This window comes from Streptomyces sp. NPDC048290 (assembly GCF_040652095.1).
Taxonomy (GTDB): Bacteria; Actinomycetota; Actinomycetes; order Streptomycetales; family Streptomycetaceae; genus Streptomyces.
This window is the reverse complement of sequence record NZ_JBEZLM010000006.1, coordinates 369,916-385,539: the sequence shown is the minus strand read 5'-3', so window position 1 is coordinate 385,539 and position 15,624 is coordinate 369,916. Positions and strand designations below refer to the sequence as shown.

Below are 15,624 nucleotides of genomic sequence, written 5' to 3'. Positions count from 1 at the left end.
CCTCGCTCCACGGTTCCCGAAAACCCTCTGACCTGGGAAAACGGGAACCTTGCCGGGTGGAGGCCAGTATCCGCTAGGCTAGACGCCGGATCTTCCCGATCCCCCCGCCCTCGTAGCTCAGGGGATAGAGCGCGGCTCTCCTAAAGCGGGTGTCGCAGGTTCGAATCCTGCCGGGGGCACAAAAGGGAAGGGTGCCTACGAACTGTCGTAGGCACCCTTCGGCATACACGGCTGCTAACGACCTGCCCGCCAGACACTCAGGCGGCGTGCGGGGTGAAGGTGACACGGGAGTCGCCCTCGTCGATGGCCAGGTTCAGGGTGCCGTCCAGGGCCTTGGCCAGGCGTCGCAGCAGCGGGAGCGTCGGCACGGTGTCGCCGCCCTCCATGCGGGATACCTGAGGCTGCGTCATCCCGGCCCGCTCAGCCAGTTCGGTCTGGGACAGGCCAAGCTCGATCCGACGGTCGTAGACTGCCTGCCCCAGATCGCCGGCCAGCCGCGCGTCGACGTACTCCTGGTCGTATTCCACCGCCTCACCCGCAAGCTGCCGGGTCCGGCGCGTCCTCCACGTGCTGTGATTCATCAGCTCTCCTTGCGCCGATCATAGGTGTGCTCAGCCCGGCCGTGCTCGGCCTCGCAGACCTTCTGGGCCTGATGCGCACGCTCGACTTCCGCTGCTTCACGCATCCTCGTCTTACGGAACACCGTCAACAGAACGATCCGCTGCCCGGGGGCGAGCCAGTACGGAATGCGCACGGCTTCGCCGTCCAGCTCAAAGCGCAGCTCACGGAGCTTGCCACGCAGGTGACGCGAGTACGGCTCACCAAGCGTCGTCGGCTCGTCCCATAGACGGTCCCGTCTTGTCCTCCACTCGCCGGTACAGGCGGACCGGAAGCAGCTCCAGCCAATCCCGCACTTCGGGTTCGATCTCGATCTCCCATCGCTCCGTCATGTAATCAACGGTATATACCTCCGATTGCATAGCGTAAGCCGCCGCGGCGCTTGCGACCAGCACTCCCCCGGCCGCGCCACCTCCCCCGACCCACCCAAAAGGTACGTCCGCTGGGTGGCGGTGTATTCGGTGTCCGCCCCGACGCGTTGCAGGTAGCCGGCGCCGCCGTCTCGGCACTCCCAGACGGCGGGGCTCATGCCGAGCCCTGTGGGTGGTGGCGTTTGATGAGGATGTTCATGTCGATCGTGCGGGCAAGATCCCCGGCGGCCCGTGCCGCGTCCCGCTCGATGACCCGCCGCGCGCACTCCTGGCAGTCGGCGGGCGGGTCGACCGGGGGCAGGGGCGGGCCGAGTGGGACCGGCGGCTCCGGCGTCCGGCGTCGGCTCATGGCCGCCATCCGCGCATGAGGTAGCGGAGTGCCGTACCGGTCGTGCAGCTGCCCGCGTCGTGGATGCAGGGCTGGCACTGGGGGGCGTGGTCCTGGAGTGCGAGCAGTTGCAGCACCTCGGGCGGGATGCTGCGGCCCGCCGGGTCGCGAAGAGTCTTGTCCACCAGCACCGCACCGGGTGGACATGCTGGTCCGCCCCCGAAGCCGCCGGCAGCTTGGCTCCGGAAGCGCTGGACGGATTGAGCCGTGAACGCCAGGCGGGCCATCACATTGCCGTGGCATGCGCTTCACTCCTGACACGCGCCAAGGAGGCTGCTGCGGACGAGATCATCGAGGCGGAGCGGCTCGCACCCGAGGACGTCCGCGACCGACCGGACACCGTGAACCTGGTCGAAGGCGTCGTCAGGGCACCGCCCAACCCCCGGGAGCGAGTTGCGTGCCCTCGCCGGGCGCTGTGGACTGCGCGCATGACGAGCCCGGTTCTCTACCTCATCGCCTGTGCGGCGGGCCCCACCCGGTACATCGATGACGGCGTGCGTGCCGCGCAGGCCGACGGCTGGGACGTATGCCTCGTCCTCACCCCGTCCGCCGCCAGGTGGTGGGAAGCGCGCATGCCAGAACTGATCGACCTCACCGGGCACCCGGTGCGCTCGCAGTACAAGCTGCCGTGGGAGCAGGACGCCCTCCCCAAGGCCGACGCGATGCTGGTGGCGCCGATGTCCTGCACCACGCTGAACAAATGGGGCGCCGGGATCAGCGACACCCTGGCGATCGGACTGCCCTCCGAGGGCGTCAACATGGGCGTGCCGGTAGCGGCGATGCCGTTCTTCAACCAGGCCCAGGGCGCCCAGCCAGCCGTCGCGCGGTCGATCGCAGTCCTGCGCGAACAGGGGGTGCTCGTACTCGACGGCCCGGACGGATACCAGTCGCACCCCCCGAAGCGGGGCAACTCGAAGGCGTACCCATGGGCGCGAGCGCTCGCAGGTGTACGGCGTCTCGTGGAGCCCTGAGGTCCACGGCAAAGCGCCGCCCTCTTCCGCCCGGAGGCAGAAGGGGCGCGATCACCAACGCGAACCCCCGCACGCGCGGGGACTACTCGCAGTCTTCGCAGCGGCCCTCGAAGTGGCAGGGACCACCCTCGCACGTGCGGGGACTATAGGCGCCCACCTGGGCTTTTATCGTCCCCCCAGGCGGATTTTGACCACCTTACCGAACCCCCGCATCCCCCTCCCGGATTCAAAAGGCGTCCCGTTCAGGCGTCCCGTTCCAGCGCCTCGTAGCGATCCGGGTGGGTGCGTCGCAGGCGTTCCGCGATGGCGATCCCCGTGGCGAACATCGACGCGATGACGCCGCCCAGGACGATCGCGTTGGTCGTGCTGCCGACCAGTAGGGAGAAGTTTCCGATGACCAGGACCAGGATCACGACGAGGCCGATGAGTGCCAGACCCGGTGCGATGAGCGCGTGCCACATGCCGGGGCGCTGGGGCGCCTTCGTCCGGAAGAACACGATCACGGCGAGGCTGGTCATCGCCATCAGCGCGATCAGGCCGAGCGTCGACGCGCCGGAGAACCACATGTAGGTCTGGGTGACCGGGTCCCAGCCGAGCACCGCGACGGCCACCATCGCGGAGAGTGAGACAAGGGTGAAGGCGAGTGACGAGCGGGAAGGCGTGCGGTGCTTCTCGTCGATCTCGGATAGGGGTTTCGGCAGCAGTCCTTTCGCGGCCAGCGTGAACTGGTAGCGGGTGATGACGTTGTGGAAGGACAGAACGCACGCGAAGAAGCTGGTCACCAGCAGTACCTGGATCACATCGGTCAGGATCGGCGAGACATAGGTGGCGGCCAGGTTCTGTACGACGCTCTCCGGTTCCTTGGAGGCCGTCTCGACGGCGTCGCCGGTGCCGAGTCCCTGCACCACCAGCCATGCGGCGAGGGCGTAGAAGAGACCGATGAACAGCACCGCGATGTAGGTCGCGCGCGGAATGGTCCGGTCCGGGTCTCTCGCCTCGTTGCGGAACACCGCGGTCGCCTCGAAGCCGATGAAGCAGAAGAACGCGAACATCAGACCGAGGCTCGGCGCGCCCGCGCCGAACTCGGACGGCGACAGCGGCGCGGAGCTGAATCCGCCGGCCCCGCCCTGGCTGATGATCCCGATGTTGACGATCACCACGGCGAGCGTCTCCGCGACCAGCAGCAGCCCGAGCACCTTCGAGCTCAGTTCGATGTCGCGGTAGCCGAGGAAGCCGACGATCAGTACCCATCCGATGGCGCTGGTCCACCACGGGACGCCGATGTGCATGTCCGACAGGAGCTTGGACGTGGCCACTCCGAGATAGGCGTAGAGGCCGACGAGCATCACGCCGTACGAGCCGAGGGCCAGGGCCGCCGCGCCGACGCCGATGTGTCTGCCCAGTCCGCGCTGGATGTAGGAGTAGAAGGCGCCGGCGTTCGGCACGTATCTGCTCATCGCCGTGAAGCCGACGGAGAACAGGCCCAGGATGAGCGTCGCGAGCAGGAAGAACTGGGGTGCCGCGGTGCTTCCGCTGACCGAGATGATGATCGGCACACTGGCGGTCACCACGGCCAGCGGTGCCGCCGCGGCGACGACCATGAACACGATGGAACCGACGCCGAGCCCACGGTGCAGCTTGGCCGCGCCACCGGGCGACGAGTCCACGGCGGTGGCCGTAGGAGTTGAATTCGGTGAGCTGGTCATGTGTGTACTTCCTGACGACACTGTTAGGGAAACATGACACCGGGGTCGGCGTAATGGGGAGGGAGAGCCAGAAGTAGTCGGCCTGCTTTCCTCGCCGTCTCAGTTCTCCGTGATGACTCCGCGCAGCACGATGCTCTTCACCTGAGTGAACTCGTCGAGGGTGTAGGCGATGCCTTCCCTGCCGATACCGCTCTTCTTGTATCCGCCGAACGCGGCCACGTCCGGTCGATAGGCGTTGCCGCCGTTGACGGATACGATGCCGGCCTTGATACGGCGTCCGGCCCTGATCGCCTGCTTAAGATCGGCCGTGAACACCGCGGCGTTCAGACCGAACTGCGAGGCATTGGCGATCTCGATCGCCTCGTCGAGGCTGTCCACCGCCAGCACGGAGAACACCGGGCCGAAGATCTCCTCGTCGGTGGCGATGCCGACACTCCTGTCGATCTCCAGCAGGGCAGGCGTGATGAACGCTCCGTCGCGGGCGCCGCCGACCAGCAGGCGCGCGCCCTGGGCCACCGCCTCCTGGATCTGGCGTTCCACCGCACGGGCGGCGTCGACGCTGATCAGCGGTCCGACGTCGGTGTTCGCGTCGGTCTGGTCACCCACGCGCAGCGCCTCCACCCGGGCGCGCAGGCCGGTCAGGAAGTCGTCGTAGCGGGATCGGGCGACCATGATGCGCTTGGTGGCGACACACACCTGGCCGTTGGCGTAGATCCGCCCCGCTACGGCGTGGTCGACCGCCGCGTCGATGTCGGCGTCGTCGCAGACGATGAACGCGTCGTTCCCGCTGAGTTCCAGGAAGACCCGCACCACATTGCGGCCGGCGTTGGCCGCGATGACCGCGCCGACCTCGGTGCTGCCGGTGAAGGTGACCGCGGCGATGTCGGGGCTCTTGGAGAGGTGGTCGCCGACCGTGTCGCCGTACCCCGTGACCAGCTGGAGCGTGGTGCCGGGCACGCCTGTCCGATGGAGGATCTCGGTCAGCAGAATCGTCGTGACCGGGTCGTCCTCCGGCGGCTTCACCACGATCGCGTTGCCCGCCGCGAGGGCGGCGCCGACCTTGTGGGCGAACAGTTCGGCGGGGAAGTTGAACGGCAGGATGCCGACCAGGACGCCGAGCGGTTCCCGGATGGTGATCATCAGGTCGGTCTGTAGCCCTTCCTGGATGTCCAGGGGGACGGTCTGCCCGAACAGGCGCAGCGATTCCTCGGCGAAGCCCTCGAAGATCCGGGCGGTCGTGTCGATCTCCATGGCGGCGTGGGCGAGGGTCTTGCCGTTCTCGGCGGACAGCACGGCGCTGAGTCCGTCCCGGCGTGCGCGGATCTGCGCCGCCGCGGCCTTGAGGATCGCCGCCCGCTGGAAGGCCGGGGTCGCGGACCAGATCTCGGCGCCGTGCCGTGCCGCGTCGAGAGCGGCTTGCGCGTCCGCCGCGGTGCCTGCGGGGACGGTGCCGATGAGGGCGCCGTCGCACTTGTTGCGGACTTCGATGATCTCGCCGGACGCGCTGTCGCGGTCCTCTCCGGCGATCGACATCCGATACCGGACAGCGGCTTCCGTTCCGGATTCCGTCCCGGATTCCGTTCCAGATTCCGTTCCGGATTCCGGCTCAGTTTCCGGCTCAGTTTCCGGCTCAGTTTCCGTCCTGGTTCCCGTCTCTGTGCTCATCGGTGAACTCCTCTCATGGGCGCGGCACACCGCCGCTTGGCTCTGGAAAAGTTGACTGGGGCGGCGCTCTCTGCCGGAGGTGTTCTCTTCATCTCGTACGGCGCGCGTTCCGCCTATGATGCAGATCACTTCTGGACGACGGGTCGATTCCGAAGGTCGTGCCGATTTCGGTCGGAATTCTTCGGTGATTTTCAGGACGCCGGTGCTGTCTGTCCGCCCCGCTCCGAACGTTCTTCGGCCGGGTCGAAGAGGATCACCTGTCGTACGGCCAGGCCGTCCGCGAGGAGATCCATCGCCTCGTTGATCCCGCCCAACTCGATCCGCGACGAGATGAGTTTCTCCACCGGCAGCTTCCCGTCCCGCCACAACTGTGCGTAGCGGGGGATGTCACGGGACGGCACGGCGGAGCCGAGATAGCTTCCGACCACCGTTCTGGCTTCGGCGGTGACGGTCAGGGGGGAGAGGGACGTACGCGCGGCGGGGGACGGCAGGCCGACGGTGATCGTCGTACCGCCCGGCTCCGTGGCGGTGAAGGCCGTTTCGAAGGCGCTGGGGTGTCCCGCGCATTCGATGACGTACCGGGCCTTGATGCCCAGCCGTTCCACCTGCGCGGGTGTGTAGGTCTCGGTCGCGCCCAGGTCGGTCGCCCGGTCGAGTTTCGCCTCGATGGTGTCGACGGCGATGATCCGCTCCACGCCCTGTGCCGTCGCCGTGATGATCGCGGCCATGCCGACGCCGCCGAGTCCGACGACCATCACCGCGTCCGAGGGCGCCGGTCTCGCGACATTGAGGACGGCGCCGCCGCCGGTGAGGACCGCGCATCCGAGCACCGCCGCGACATCGGGCGGGACGTCGGAACCGACGGCTACGGCCGACGCGCGGTCGATCACGGCGTGGGTGGCGAAACCGGACACACCGAGGTGGTGGTGGACGGTCTCGCTACCCCGGCCCGAAGGGCCCGACCGGTGCAGCGAGGTGCGTGACCGGTGCGGCAGAGGGCCCGACCGGTGCAGCAGCGTGCCCGCGTCGTTCGCGGCCGTGCCCGCCGGACACGGCAGGCGGCCGTCCTCCGCGCACGCCGCGCACCGCTCGCACCGCGGCATGAACGACATCACCACCCGCTGCCCCGGTGCGAGGTCGGTGACCGCCGCGCCCACGGCCACCACGATCCCGGCGGCCTCATGGCCGAGCAGCATCGGTGTGGGGCGGAGCCGATTGCCGTCGACCACGCTCAGATCCGAGTGGCAGACACCGGCCGCCTCGACCTTGACCAGGAGTTCGGTCGGGCCCGGGTCGCCCAGCTCCAGCTCGCCCACCGTGATCGGGCGGGATGCCGCGAAGGGCCGTGTGCGCCCGGACTCCTCCAGCACCGCTCCGGTGATCCTCATCGGCGGGTGAGCGCCGCGAACGCCCCGTCGGTGCGCTCCAGGGCCTCGTCGATGTCGGCGTCGGTGTGCGAGGCCCCGAGGAACCAGTTGTGGTACGGGTGCACATACACCCCGCGTGCGCCCGCCTCGTCGGTCCAGCGCCGGGTCAGGCTGAAGTCGTCGTCACCGGCGAACCGCAGCAGCGGCATCTGCACCGGGCCCGACTGGATCACCTCGAAGCCGTGGGCCGACGCCTGTGCGGCGAGGCCCTCCCGCAGGCGTCGGCCCGCCCGCGCGATGCGCTCCAGTGCGTCGGTCTCGCGCAGCTCGGTGAGGGTGGCGACGGCCGCCGCCATCGACGCCGCGGAGAACCAGAACGAGCCCGTCGTATAGATCCGCTTCGCCGCGTCCCGCAGGGCGTCGGTGCCGGTCACCGCCGCCAGCGCGTACCCGTTGGCGATCGCCTTCGACCAGGCCGACAGGTCGGGCCGCACACCCAGCGGCTCCCAGCTGCCCGCGAGGTCGAGCCGGAAGCCGCACCGGACGTCGTCGAGGATCAGGGCGGCGCCCGTCCGGTCGCACAGCTCCCGCAGCCCGCGGGCGAACCCCTGGTCCGTCAGCTCCTGGTCGCGGTGCACGTCCTGGCGGTGCGGGCAGACGACGACGGCGGCCAGGTCGTCCCCGGCCCGCGCCGCGGCGGCACGCACCGACTCCAGGTCGTTGAACTCGAAGTAGTCGAGGTGGGCGCGGTCCTCCGGGGTGACGCCCTCGGTGACGGGCGTGCACCACGGCGCCGCACCGTGGTAGGAGCCCCTGGCCATCAGCACCTTGCGCCGTCCGGTCGCGGCCCTCGCGATGGTCACCGACGCGGTGGTGGCGTCGGTGCCGTTCTTGGCCAGCAGCGCCCAGTCGGCGTGCGCGACCGTGTCGACCAGCAGTTCGGCGAGTTCCACCATCACCGGCGGTGCGCCGTTGAGGCAGTCGCCCCGCGCGAGCTGCTCGTCCACCGCCCGCTGCACCGCGGGATGGCGGTGGCCGAGCACGACCGGGCCCCAGCCGCAGAGGAAGTCGATGAACGTGTTGCCGTCGGTGTCGGTGACACGGCAGCCGTCGCCGTACGCCATGTACTGCGGCAGCGTCCCGGAGAAGCCCGGCACGGCCATGTGCCCGTAGATCCCGCCGGGGATCACGACCCGGGACCGCTCGGCGAGACGGAGGTCGTTCTTGTTGTTCACCGCGTTCACCGTGTTGACCGTGTTCATCGCGTTCGCCTCGCTCACCTCGCTCACCTCACCTATCTCGCCTATCTCGCCTATCTCGCTCATCTCGCTCATCTCGCTCATCGCAGCAGCTCCTTGGCGACCTCCGTGATGCCAGGCGCGTCGAGTCGGTAGGTCGCGTACAGCGCGGCGGGCGGGCCGACGGGGATGTACTCGTCGGGCACTCCGTGCTTGCGGAACGGCACCGTGCGGGCCCCGCCCGCGAACAGCGCCTCCGCGACGGCCGTGCCGAGCCCGTTGGTGACGTTGTGCTCCTCGACGGTCAGGATGGCGCCGGTGTCGCGCGCCGCGGCCAGCACCTCGTCGACGTCCAGCGGGGCCACCGTGTGCATGTCGACGACACGGGTGCTGATGCCCTGCGCGGCCAGGGACTCCGCGGCGTCCAGCGCGGGTCGTACCTCGCTGCCCGTGGCCACGATCGTCAGGTCCGTGCCCTCGCGCAGCCGGATCGCCTTGCCCAGCGTGAGGTCGGGGACCTCGGCGTACACCTCGGGATCGCGACCGCGCCCGAGCCGGATGTACATCGCGCCGGGATGGTCCACCGACGCCCGCAGCACCGCGCGCAGATGGTTCTCGTCGGTCGCGCACACCACCGTCAGCTCCGCGAAGGTGCGCAGCACGCCGAGGTCTTCCAGGGCGTGGTGGCTGGTGCCGTAGAAGCCCATCGACATGCCGGAGTGATGGCCGACGATCCGCACCGGCATCCGGGGATAGGCGCAGTCGGTGCGGATCTGCTCCGCGCACAGCAGCGCCGAGAACGACGCGAAGGTCGCGGCGAACGGCACATAGCCGCACGACGCGATGCCCGCCGCGGTGGTGATCATCCCCTTCTCCGCGATCCCCATGTTGAAGAAGCGCCCGGGGTGGCGGGCGGCGAAGTCGGTGGCCCGGTTGGCGCTGGCGAGGTCGGCGGTGAGCACGATGACACGGGGGTCGCTGTCGGCGAGGTCGGCGAGTTCCTCACCGAACACGAACGCCGGGATGGAGCTGACGTCGCTGCCGTCGAAGGAGCGCTTGTCGCGCAGCTCGGTCGCGCCACCGCCGAAGATCTCCGCCTGGTCCTGGGTCGCGGTCATTTCGCCTCCTCCAGCGGTCGCAGGCCCGCCTGCAGTTCCGCGATCACGGCGTCGTAGTCGGCGCCGACGAGATTTCCGACATGCCAGTCGGGGTTGTACTCCATGAGCCGCACACCGCGGCCCTTCACCGTGTCCGCCACGATGAGCTGCGGCGGGCCGTCCTGGGCATCGGGCAGCGCCTCGAACACATCGAGTACGTCGCCGAGGTCATGGCCGTCGACCCGGTGGGTCTCCCAGCCGAACGCACGGAACCGGTCCTCGATCGGCTCGACGCTCATCACGTCGTCGGTGAAGCCGTCGATGCACAGCTGGTTGCGGTCGACGATCGCGACGAGCCGGCCCAGCCGGTAGTGGCCCGCGGCGTTGGCCGCCTCCCATACCTGCCCCTCGTGCAGCTCACCGTCGCCGAGCATGCAGAAGGTCCGGTACGGCCGGTCGCCGACGCGCCCGCCCAGCGCCATGCCGACGGCGATCGACAGCCCATGGCCGAGCGAACCCGAGCTGAAGTCGATGCCGGGGATCTTCTTCATGTCGGGGTGGTCGCCGAACGGGCTGCCGAGGCGCGTGTAGGTGTCGAGCGCGGACGGGGCGAAGAAGCCCACGTCGGCCAGGACCGGGTACAGCCCGATCGCGGCGTGCCCCTTGCTGAGCACGAACCGGTCCCGGTCCGGCCACGCCGGTTCCGTGGGGCGGTAGTCGAGTACCGCGTAGTACAGGGCGGCGAACAGCTCCGCGGCCGAGAACGAGGAGGTGTAGTGGCCCGCTCCGGCGATCTTGGAAAGCCGCACCGTTTCGAGCCGGATGAACTTCGCGCGGTCCGCCAACTGGTCGATCCGCGCCTTCCGCTCAGGCGTGTCCTTGGCTGGAATCACTGGATTACCGCTCCTTCACGGGGTCGTGACGGTGTCAGGGTGGGAGAGGCGCGCCCGCCGCGTTCACGGCGCGGCGAACGACGTAGGGCGTATGACACGGGGGCGTGGCGGGTGTCCTGCCGACTCATCCCCGGGGTGGTCTGACGCCCATGGTGGGAGACCCTTCGCCGGAGCGCCGCCAAGCCTGAATTTCCTGCGGAAACACGCTTGACTCAGGCAGATTCTTCACTCATGGTCGAAAACGCCTGGGCGCCTCCGAAAGTCCTGCTGTCTCGCGGAGGGACGCGCCGCGCCGCCCCAGGCCCTGCCCGAGGAGGTCGCCGATGCAGCGCTACGGAAACGAGCGCCCCAGGGAGATCAAGATCGATGAGATCGACGAGATCCTGCTCTGGGAACTGACCACGGATGGCCGGATATCCAACAACGATCTGTCGCGCAAGGCCGGTATCGCCCCGTCGACCTGCCACGCCCGGATCAAACGGCTGGAGAAACTCGGCGTCATCAGGTCGATCAATACCTTCGTGGACTACGAGGCGCTCGGATTCCCGATCCAGGCCATCGTGTTCGTACGGCTCCAGGCCCAGGCCCGGGATCAGGTGCGGGCCTATGCGGGCCGGGTCATCCGATTCCCGCAGGTGCTCAATGTGTTCTTCATGGGCGGCCCGGACGATTTCCTGATCCATGTGGCGTGCACATCGAGCGCGCAACTCCGCGATTTCGTCGCCACCCGGCTCAGCACGGGCCCGGTGGCCGCGACCACCACCAGCATCGTCTTCGACCATTTCATCGGCGTCCAGCACACGGAGTATGTGAGCGGCTACGAGGAGATGCGCCGCCCCATCCCGTCCCGCGACGCCACCGGCCCGGCGGGTCCACACCGTGACTGATGCCACGTCGACCACGTCGACCACATCGATCGCAGCGACCACGTCCACCGCGTAGACCGGCGTCGATACGGCCCGCGCGGGGCCGCCGCCCGGTCGGCCGACCGTCCCCCGCCGCCCGGCGCGGGGGCGCGCCCCCGCCTCCCCGGGCCCCGGTGCGGGCGTGCCCCGCTACGGCCCCGGTCAGCGGCTGTGCTAAGGTCTCGACGTTGCAGTTGTGGTACCCATGAACCTATGTGCGCCTGACGGGAATGTTTCTCCTCAGGCGCATTATTTGTTTCCGGCTTCTCCGGATGGGGCCTCTGCCTACAGAAGGAAAAGATCATGGCACAGGGAACCGTCAAGTGGTTCAACTCTGAAAAGGGCTTCGGCTTCATCGAGCAGGACGGTGGCGGCCCCGACGTCTTCGCCCACTACTCGAACATCGCGACGCGGGGCTTCCGTGAGCTCCAGGAGGGCCAGCGGGTCTCCTTCGACGTCACGCAGGGCCAGAAGGGTCCGCAGGCGGAGAACATCCTCCCCGCCTGATCGCCGGGCGCATTTTCGCTCACCGGGGCTTGCACTGTCATGGTGCGGCCCCGGTTGTGTGTTTCCAGGAAGGCAGAGAGCCGTATGTCCCGCAGGTCCCCGCAGTCGTCGAAACGGCGTGCCCCGTCGTCCCGTCCCGCCGCGTCGGCGCCGCAGGAGTTCCGGCTGCCCGAGAACACCACGCCCGCGCTTCCCGCCGTCGAGGACTTCGCGGCGCTGGAGATGCCCGCGGGGCTGCTGAAGACGCTCGGTGAGCAAGGGGTCACCACTCCTTTCCCGATCCAGGCCGCCACCCTGCCCAACTCGATCGCCGGGCGGGATGTCCTCGGCCGGGGGCGCACCGGGTCCGGCAAGACCCTGGCCTTCGGGCTGGCGCTGCTCGCCCGGACCGCCGGGCTGCGGGCCGCGCCGAAGGCGCCGCTGGCGCTGGTGCTGGTCCCCACCCGTGAGCTGGCCCAGCAGGTCACGGACGCCCTCACGCCCTACGCGGGCGCCGTGAATCTGCGGATCGCGACCGTCGTCGGCGGGCTGTCGATCACCAAGCAGGCCGCCGCGCTCAGGCGCGGTGCCGAGGTGGTCGTCGCCAGTCCCGGGCGGCTCAACGATCTGGTCGAGCGGGGGGACTGCGTCCTCGGTGACGTCCGGATCACCGTGCTGGACGAGGCCGACCAGATGACCGACATGGGGTTCCTGCCGCAGATCGTGAAGCTGATCCGGCAGGTGCGCGCGGACGGGCAGCGACTGCTGTTCTCGGCGACCCTGGACCGGAACATCGACCGGCTGGTGCAGCAGTTCCTGACCGATCCCGTCGTGCACTCGGTCGACCCGTCCGCGGGGGCCGTCACCACCATGGAGCACCATGTGCTCCACCTCCAGGACGAGACCGACAAGAAGGCCGTCACCACGCGGATCGCCGCCCGTGACGGGCGGGTCATCCTCTTCCTCGACACCAAGCGGTCCGCCGACCGGCTCGCCAAGCGGCTGCTGGCCTCCGGGGTCCGGGCCGCCGCGCTGCACGGCGGACGCTCCCAGCCGCAGCGCAACCGGACGCTGGAGCAGTTCAAGAACGGGCAGGTCACCGCGTTGGTGGCGACGAACGTCGCGGCCCGTGGCATACACATCGACGATCTCGATCTCGTCGTGAACGTCGATCCGCCCACCGATCACAAGGACTACCTGCACCGGGGCGGCCGTACGGCCCGCGCCGGGGACTCGGGGAGTGTCGTCACCCTCGTGCTGCCCGAGCAGAAGCGGGACGTCAGCCGGCTCATGTCGGACGCCGGTATCCGGCCCCGCACCACCCGGCTCACCTCCGCCGACGCCGAGCTGGCCACGATCACCGGGGCACGCGAGCCGTCGGGGGTGCCGGTCGTCATCGAGGTTCCGCAGACGGCTCCCCCGGTGGCTGCGGGAGCGGCAGCCGCGGGGGGCAAGTCCGGCGGCTCCCGGCGGTCCCGGGGGTCCCGGACCTCCCAGAACCCCAGGGAGGCCCGTGGCGGTGGCCGTGGCCGCAGCCCGCACGCGGCCCGTGGCGGACAGCCCGGCGCCGAGCAGACGGGCGGCCCCGGCGGGGGCGAGCAGCCCGGCCGTCGGCCCCGCCGCCGGGGCGGACGCGGCGGCAGCGCCAGCGGTGGCGGCAACGGGCGTGGGCGGCAGGGCGCCGGAAGCTAGGTCTTGAGCGGGATCGCCGGCCAGATCCTGAGCGGGATCGCCGGCCAGATCATGAGCGGGATCACCGGCTAGGTCTTGAGCAGGATCGCCCCGGTCACCGCTGCCGCCGCCGTCACCAGCAGGGACAGGACGCTGAGGGTGATGTCCAGCGTGCGGTGGCGGGCCGGGACCAGGGGCCCGGCGACGAAGTCGGCCGGGTCGGTGGGCGTGTAGTGGATGGTGAGGTCCCGGCCCCGGGATGTCTCGGGGTCGGGGATCTCCTTCCCGTACGCGGTGACGTCCTTGCCGTCCTGGGTGGTGAAGGTGACGACCGGGGTCCAGGTCGTGTACGGAGTGCCCTCGCCGTCGGTGGAGATGTCCTTGAGGACCGCCACGACCCGGCCCGGTACGGCGGCCATCGCGGTCTTGCGCTCCACGCGGCGGTCGATGTTCCGCACCGTGCCGGGCAGGTTCGCGGCGATGATCAGCGCCAGCGGGCCGCAGGTCGCGACCAGTGCCCAGGGCCAGGCCCACTCGATCGCGGCGGCCGTCACCGCGGCGGCGTAGATCAGGAAGACCGCGAAGTTCGGGACGCCCAGGCCCCATTCCTTCTCCGGTTCCACACCGACGAAGCGGATCTGGAAGCGGTAGTCGTGCGGTCTGCCGGGCGGGTAGCGCAGATGGAACTGCCGTCCGGTCCATGCCTCGGTGACCGTGTCGCCGTGGTCCCGGTCGTTGGTGACGGTGTGCTCCTGCCCGGTGGCCGGGTCGCGGAAGGTGACGACCACCGGTATCCCGTCCTGGGCGGAGCCGCCGTGCCGGGGTTCGGTCACCCGCTCGATCCGGCCCGTGGTGCGGACCATCCGCTGGGGCCGGGTCACCCCGGCGAGGGAGCGGACGTAGCCGATCAGCGCGACGGCGGCGCACAGCGCGCACCACAGCGCGAGATACATGTGCCAGTCCTGCCAGTCGGGCCAGTCCTGCCAGCCGTGCCCGTTCATGCGTGTCTCTCTCTCATCCGCCGCGGCTTGCGCCGTCGCTCAGCCCGTCGCCGGTGTGCGCCGCTGTACCTCGCCCCGCGCGTCGGCCTCCAGCACGCCCGTGCCCTTGGGGCCGGTCACGGCGATCCTGAGGGTCAGGGCGCCCGCGGTCCGGTCGGCGGTGAGCTGCCAGGTCGCCGGGGTGCCCGCGCCGAGCGTGCTCCGCGCCTGCGCGACCAGCGCCGGGAGCCGTCCGTACGGGAGGGACCCGGGGTCGAAGCCCAGGGCCGGCCCACTGGCCGTGTCGCCGGTCGGGACGAACACCACCGTCAGCATCCGCTCCTGGACGACCACGCTGAGCGCCTCGCGTCCGGGCTGCTCCTCGGTCAGGGAGTCCATGGCGCGGCGCGCCTGACCCTCGTCCAGCATCGACTGGCCCTCGCCCAGGGTGAGCGTGCCCGTCGCCGATGTCACGACCGTGGTGGTGGAGGAGGAGGTGGAGGTCCCCGACGGGGTTCTCCCCGTGGGCGGGGCGGTCTCCTCGAACAGGTCCGCGCGGAACAGGAACACGACCAGTGCCGCGCCGAGGAGGGCCGTGAGCAGGAACGCGTAGCAGCCGGCCGTGCCCAGCGACGGTTCGTCGCCCGGCACCGCGGGACCGGGCGCCGAGTCGATGCGCGCCCCGGCGGCCCGCTCCTCCCACTCGGGTGTCGGACGCCGGACGATCCGCACCTGCCAGGGGCGGGACGGCGGGTACCGGACCACCAGCACACCACCGGGGCGGTGGTCGGGCAGATCGACGGCATTGATGTTCTGGGTGATCTGCACGCGGTGGGCGGGGGCGTCGTCGGGGGCGACGGTCAGGTCGAAGCGGACGGGGACGTCGACGCCGTCCTGGTCCTGCGCCTGGAGGTCCTCGATCTGCGCGAGGGCGGTACGGGGCGGCTCGGCGGCCTCCCGGGCGCGGCGCCGGGCGCCGGGGAGCAGGAGGAGCAGCCCGTAGAACACGGGGAGGACCAGGCCCGTGCCGAACAGCGGGACGCTGTCCGCGATCGGGCCGACGACCAGCGCGGCCAAGGACCCCCCGGCCACCGCGCCGGTCAGCAGACCACGGACGACGGCGAGGGCGACGGCGACGGGGCGGCTGCGCCGGGGCGGGGCACCCGTGGTGATCGTCATACCGGTGATTGTGCCGGGGTTCGGGGGCGGGCGGTAGGCCGTTCAGGGGACGGCACGGCGGGGTCCGGCGGCGCGATCCGGACACACCA

The 15,624-nt window shown here is 70.0% G+C and carries 15 protein-coding genes, 1 tRNA gene and 1 pseudogene; 5 read left to right on the top strand and 12 right to left on the bottom strand.

Features of this window, described 5'->3' with window-relative positions; translation table 11 throughout:
• The first annotated feature begins 106 nt into the window (after positions 1-106).
• Positions 107-179: transfer RNA gene (locus AB0D49_RS13270), tRNA-Arg, on the top strand.
• A 78-nt stretch (positions 180-257) separates the two neighbouring features.
• On the opposite strand, the gene AB0D49_RS13265 is transcribed toward AB0D49_RS13270, so the two are convergent.
• The 4 genes and pseudogenes from AB0D49_RS13265 to AB0D49_RS13250 all read right to left on the bottom strand — a co-directional run bounded on the left by AB0D49_RS13265 (position 258) and on the right by AB0D49_RS13250 (position 1,502).
• On the bottom strand, positions 258-581 hold the full coding sequence (locus tag AB0D49_RS13265) for a helix-turn-helix transcriptional regulator (protein WP_319263211.1): 324 nt from the start codon (positions 579-581) through the stop codon (positions 258-260).
• Positions 581-950 (bottom strand): annotated as a pseudogene (locus tag AB0D49_RS13260) (type II toxin-antitoxin system RelE/ParE family toxin). The gene AB0D49_RS13265 and the pseudogene AB0D49_RS13260 overlap by 1 nt, the downstream one beginning before the upstream one ends.
• 193 nt (positions 951-1,143) lie before the next feature.
• Positions 1,144-1,338, bottom strand: coding sequence for a hypothetical protein (locus AB0D49_RS13255; protein WP_362755590.1), 195 nt, complete (start codon positions 1,336-1,338; stop codon positions 1,144-1,146).
• On the bottom strand, positions 1,335-1,502 hold the full coding sequence (locus AB0D49_RS13250) for a hypothetical protein (RefSeq protein WP_362755587.1): 168 nt from the start codon (positions 1,500-1,502) through the stop codon (positions 1,335-1,337). Before AB0D49_RS13250 ends, AB0D49_RS13255 begins: the two co-directional genes overlap by 4 nt.
• A 303-nt stretch (positions 1,503-1,805) precedes the next feature.
• Between AB0D49_RS13250 and AB0D49_RS13245 the strand changes: the two genes are divergently transcribed.
• Entirely contained in the window at positions 1,806-2,348 is a 543-nt protein-coding gene (locus AB0D49_RS13245) for a flavoprotein (RefSeq protein ID WP_362755584.1), read from the top strand.
• A 242-nt stretch (positions 2,349-2,590) separates the two neighbouring features.
• Here AB0D49_RS13245 and AB0D49_RS13240 read toward each other — a convergent pair whose 3' ends face one another.
• From AB0D49_RS13240 to AB0D49_RS13215, 6 genes are all read right to left on the bottom strand, one after another.
• Entirely contained in the window at positions 2,591-4,054 is a 1,464-nt protein-coding gene (locus AB0D49_RS13240) for an APC family permease (RefSeq protein WP_362755581.1), read from the bottom strand.
• A 99-nt stretch (positions 4,055-4,153) separates the two neighbouring features.
• Entirely contained in the window at positions 4,154-5,587 is a 1,434-nt protein-coding gene (locus tag AB0D49_RS13235; protein ID WP_362755579.1) for an aldehyde dehydrogenase family protein, read from the bottom strand.
• Positions 5,588-5,910: 323 nt separating this feature from the next.
• Complete coding sequence (locus tag AB0D49_RS13230) at positions 5,911-7,107, bottom strand: alcohol dehydrogenase catalytic domain-containing protein (protein WP_362755576.1); 1,197 nt, start codon at positions 7,105-7,107, stop codon at positions 5,911-5,913.
• Positions 7,104-8,429, bottom strand: coding sequence for an aminotransferase class III-fold pyridoxal phosphate-dependent enzyme (locus AB0D49_RS13225; RefSeq protein ID WP_362755573.1), 1,326 nt, complete (start codon positions 8,427-8,429; stop codon positions 7,104-7,106). The genes AB0D49_RS13230 and AB0D49_RS13225 overlap by 4 nt, the downstream gene beginning before the upstream one ends.
• The gene (locus tag AB0D49_RS13220; RefSeq protein WP_362755570.1) at positions 8,426-9,442 is read right to left on the bottom strand and encodes a transketolase C-terminal domain-containing protein; all 1,017 of its coding nucleotides are present in this window, start codon (positions 9,440-9,442) and stop codon (positions 8,426-8,428) included. The genes AB0D49_RS13225 and AB0D49_RS13220 overlap by 4 nt, the downstream gene beginning before the upstream one ends.
• A complete protein-coding gene (locus AB0D49_RS13215) occupies positions 9,439-10,314 on the bottom strand; it encodes a transketolase (RefSeq protein ID WP_362755566.1) in 876 nt (291 codons plus the stop codon). The genes AB0D49_RS13220 and AB0D49_RS13215 overlap by 4 nt, the downstream gene beginning before the upstream one ends.
• Positions 10,315-10,637: 323 nt before the next feature.
• Between AB0D49_RS13215 and AB0D49_RS13210 the strand changes: the two genes are divergently transcribed.
• The 3 genes from AB0D49_RS13210 to AB0D49_RS13200 all read left to right on the top strand — a co-directional run bounded on the left by AB0D49_RS13210 (position 10,638) and on the right by AB0D49_RS13200 (position 13,397).
• Positions 10,638-11,201 (top strand): Lrp/AsnC family transcriptional regulator, encoded by a 564-nt coding sequence (locus AB0D49_RS13210; RefSeq protein WP_362755563.1) that lies wholly within the window; start codon positions 10,638-10,640, stop codon positions 11,199-11,201.
• A gap of 321 nt (positions 11,202-11,522) precedes the next feature.
• The gene (locus AB0D49_RS13205; protein WP_355746708.1) at positions 11,523-11,726 is read left to right on the top strand and encodes a cold-shock protein; all 204 of its coding nucleotides are present in this window, start codon (positions 11,523-11,525) and stop codon (positions 11,724-11,726) included.
• An 84-nt stretch (positions 11,727-11,810) separates the two neighbouring features.
• The gene (locus AB0D49_RS13200; RefSeq protein ID WP_362755559.1) at positions 11,811-13,397 is read left to right on the top strand and encodes a DEAD/DEAH box helicase; all 1,587 of its coding nucleotides are present in this window, start codon (positions 11,811-11,813) and stop codon (positions 13,395-13,397) included.
• Positions 13,398-13,465: 68 nt separating this feature from the next.
• On the opposite strand, the gene AB0D49_RS13195 is transcribed toward AB0D49_RS13200, so the two are convergent.
• Together AB0D49_RS13195 and AB0D49_RS13190 are read right to left on the bottom strand one after the other, a co-directional pair.
• Positions 13,466-14,377 (bottom strand): DUF3592 domain-containing protein, encoded by a 912-nt coding sequence (locus tag AB0D49_RS13195; RefSeq protein WP_362755556.1) that lies wholly within the window; start codon positions 14,375-14,377, stop codon positions 13,466-13,468.
• 39 nt (positions 14,378-14,416) lie between these two features.
• Positions 14,417-15,535: a hypothetical protein gene (locus tag AB0D49_RS13190; RefSeq protein ID WP_362755553.1), complete on the bottom strand. Its 1,119-nt coding sequence runs from the start codon at positions 15,533-15,535 to the stop codon at positions 14,417-14,419.
• Positions 15,536-15,624 lie beyond the last annotated feature (89 nt).

Bases quoted from the DNA above. Each gene is read 5' to 3' on its own strand.
- AB0D49_RS13230 (WP_362755576.1), bottom strand. From the start codon at position 7,107: ATGAGGATCACCGGAGCGGTGCTGGAGGAGTCCGGGCGCACACGGCCC.
- AB0D49_RS13225 (WP_362755573.1), bottom strand. From the start codon at position 8,429: ATGAGCGAGATGAGCGAGATGAGCGAGATAGGCGAGATAGGCGAGATA.
- AB0D49_RS13235 (WP_362755579.1), bottom strand. From the start codon at position 5,587: ATGTCGATCGCCGGAGAGGACCGCGACAGCGCGTCCGGCGAGATCATC.
- AB0D49_RS13220 (WP_362755570.1), bottom strand. From the start codon at position 9,442: ATGACCGCGACCCAGGACCAGGCGGAGATCTTCGGCGGTGGCGCGACC.
- AB0D49_RS13265 (WP_319263211.1), bottom strand. From the start codon at position 581: ATGAATCACAGCACGTGGAGGACGCGCCGGACCCGGCAGCTTGCGGGT.
- AB0D49_RS13240 (WP_362755581.1), bottom strand. From the start codon at position 4,054: ATGACCAGCTCACCGAATTCAACTCCTACGGCCACCGCCGTGGACTCG.
- AB0D49_RS13205 (WP_355746708.1), top strand. From the start codon at position 11,523: ATGGCACAGGGAACCGTCAAGTGGTTCAACTCTGAAAAGGGCTTCGGC.
- AB0D49_RS13190 (WP_362755553.1), bottom strand. From the start codon at position 15,535: ATGACGATCACCACGGGTGCCCCGCCCCGGCGCAGCCGCCCCGTCGCC.
- AB0D49_RS13195 (WP_362755556.1), bottom strand. From the start codon at position 14,377: ATGAACGGGCACGGCTGGCAGGACTGGCCCGACTGGCAGGACTGGCAC.
- AB0D49_RS13200 (WP_362755559.1), top strand. From the start codon at position 11,811: ATGTCCCGCAGGTCCCCGCAGTCGTCGAAACGGCGTGCCCCGTCGTCC.
- AB0D49_RS13245 (WP_362755584.1), top strand. From the start codon at position 1,806: ATGACGAGCCCGGTTCTCTACCTCATCGCCTGTGCGGCGGGCCCCACC.
- AB0D49_RS13210 (WP_362755563.1), top strand. From the start codon at position 10,638: ATGCAGCGCTACGGAAACGAGCGCCCCAGGGAGATCAAGATCGATGAG.
- AB0D49_RS13255 (WP_362755590.1), bottom strand. From the start codon at position 1,338: ATGAGCCGACGCCGGACGCCGGAGCCGCCGGTCCCACTCGGCCCGCCC.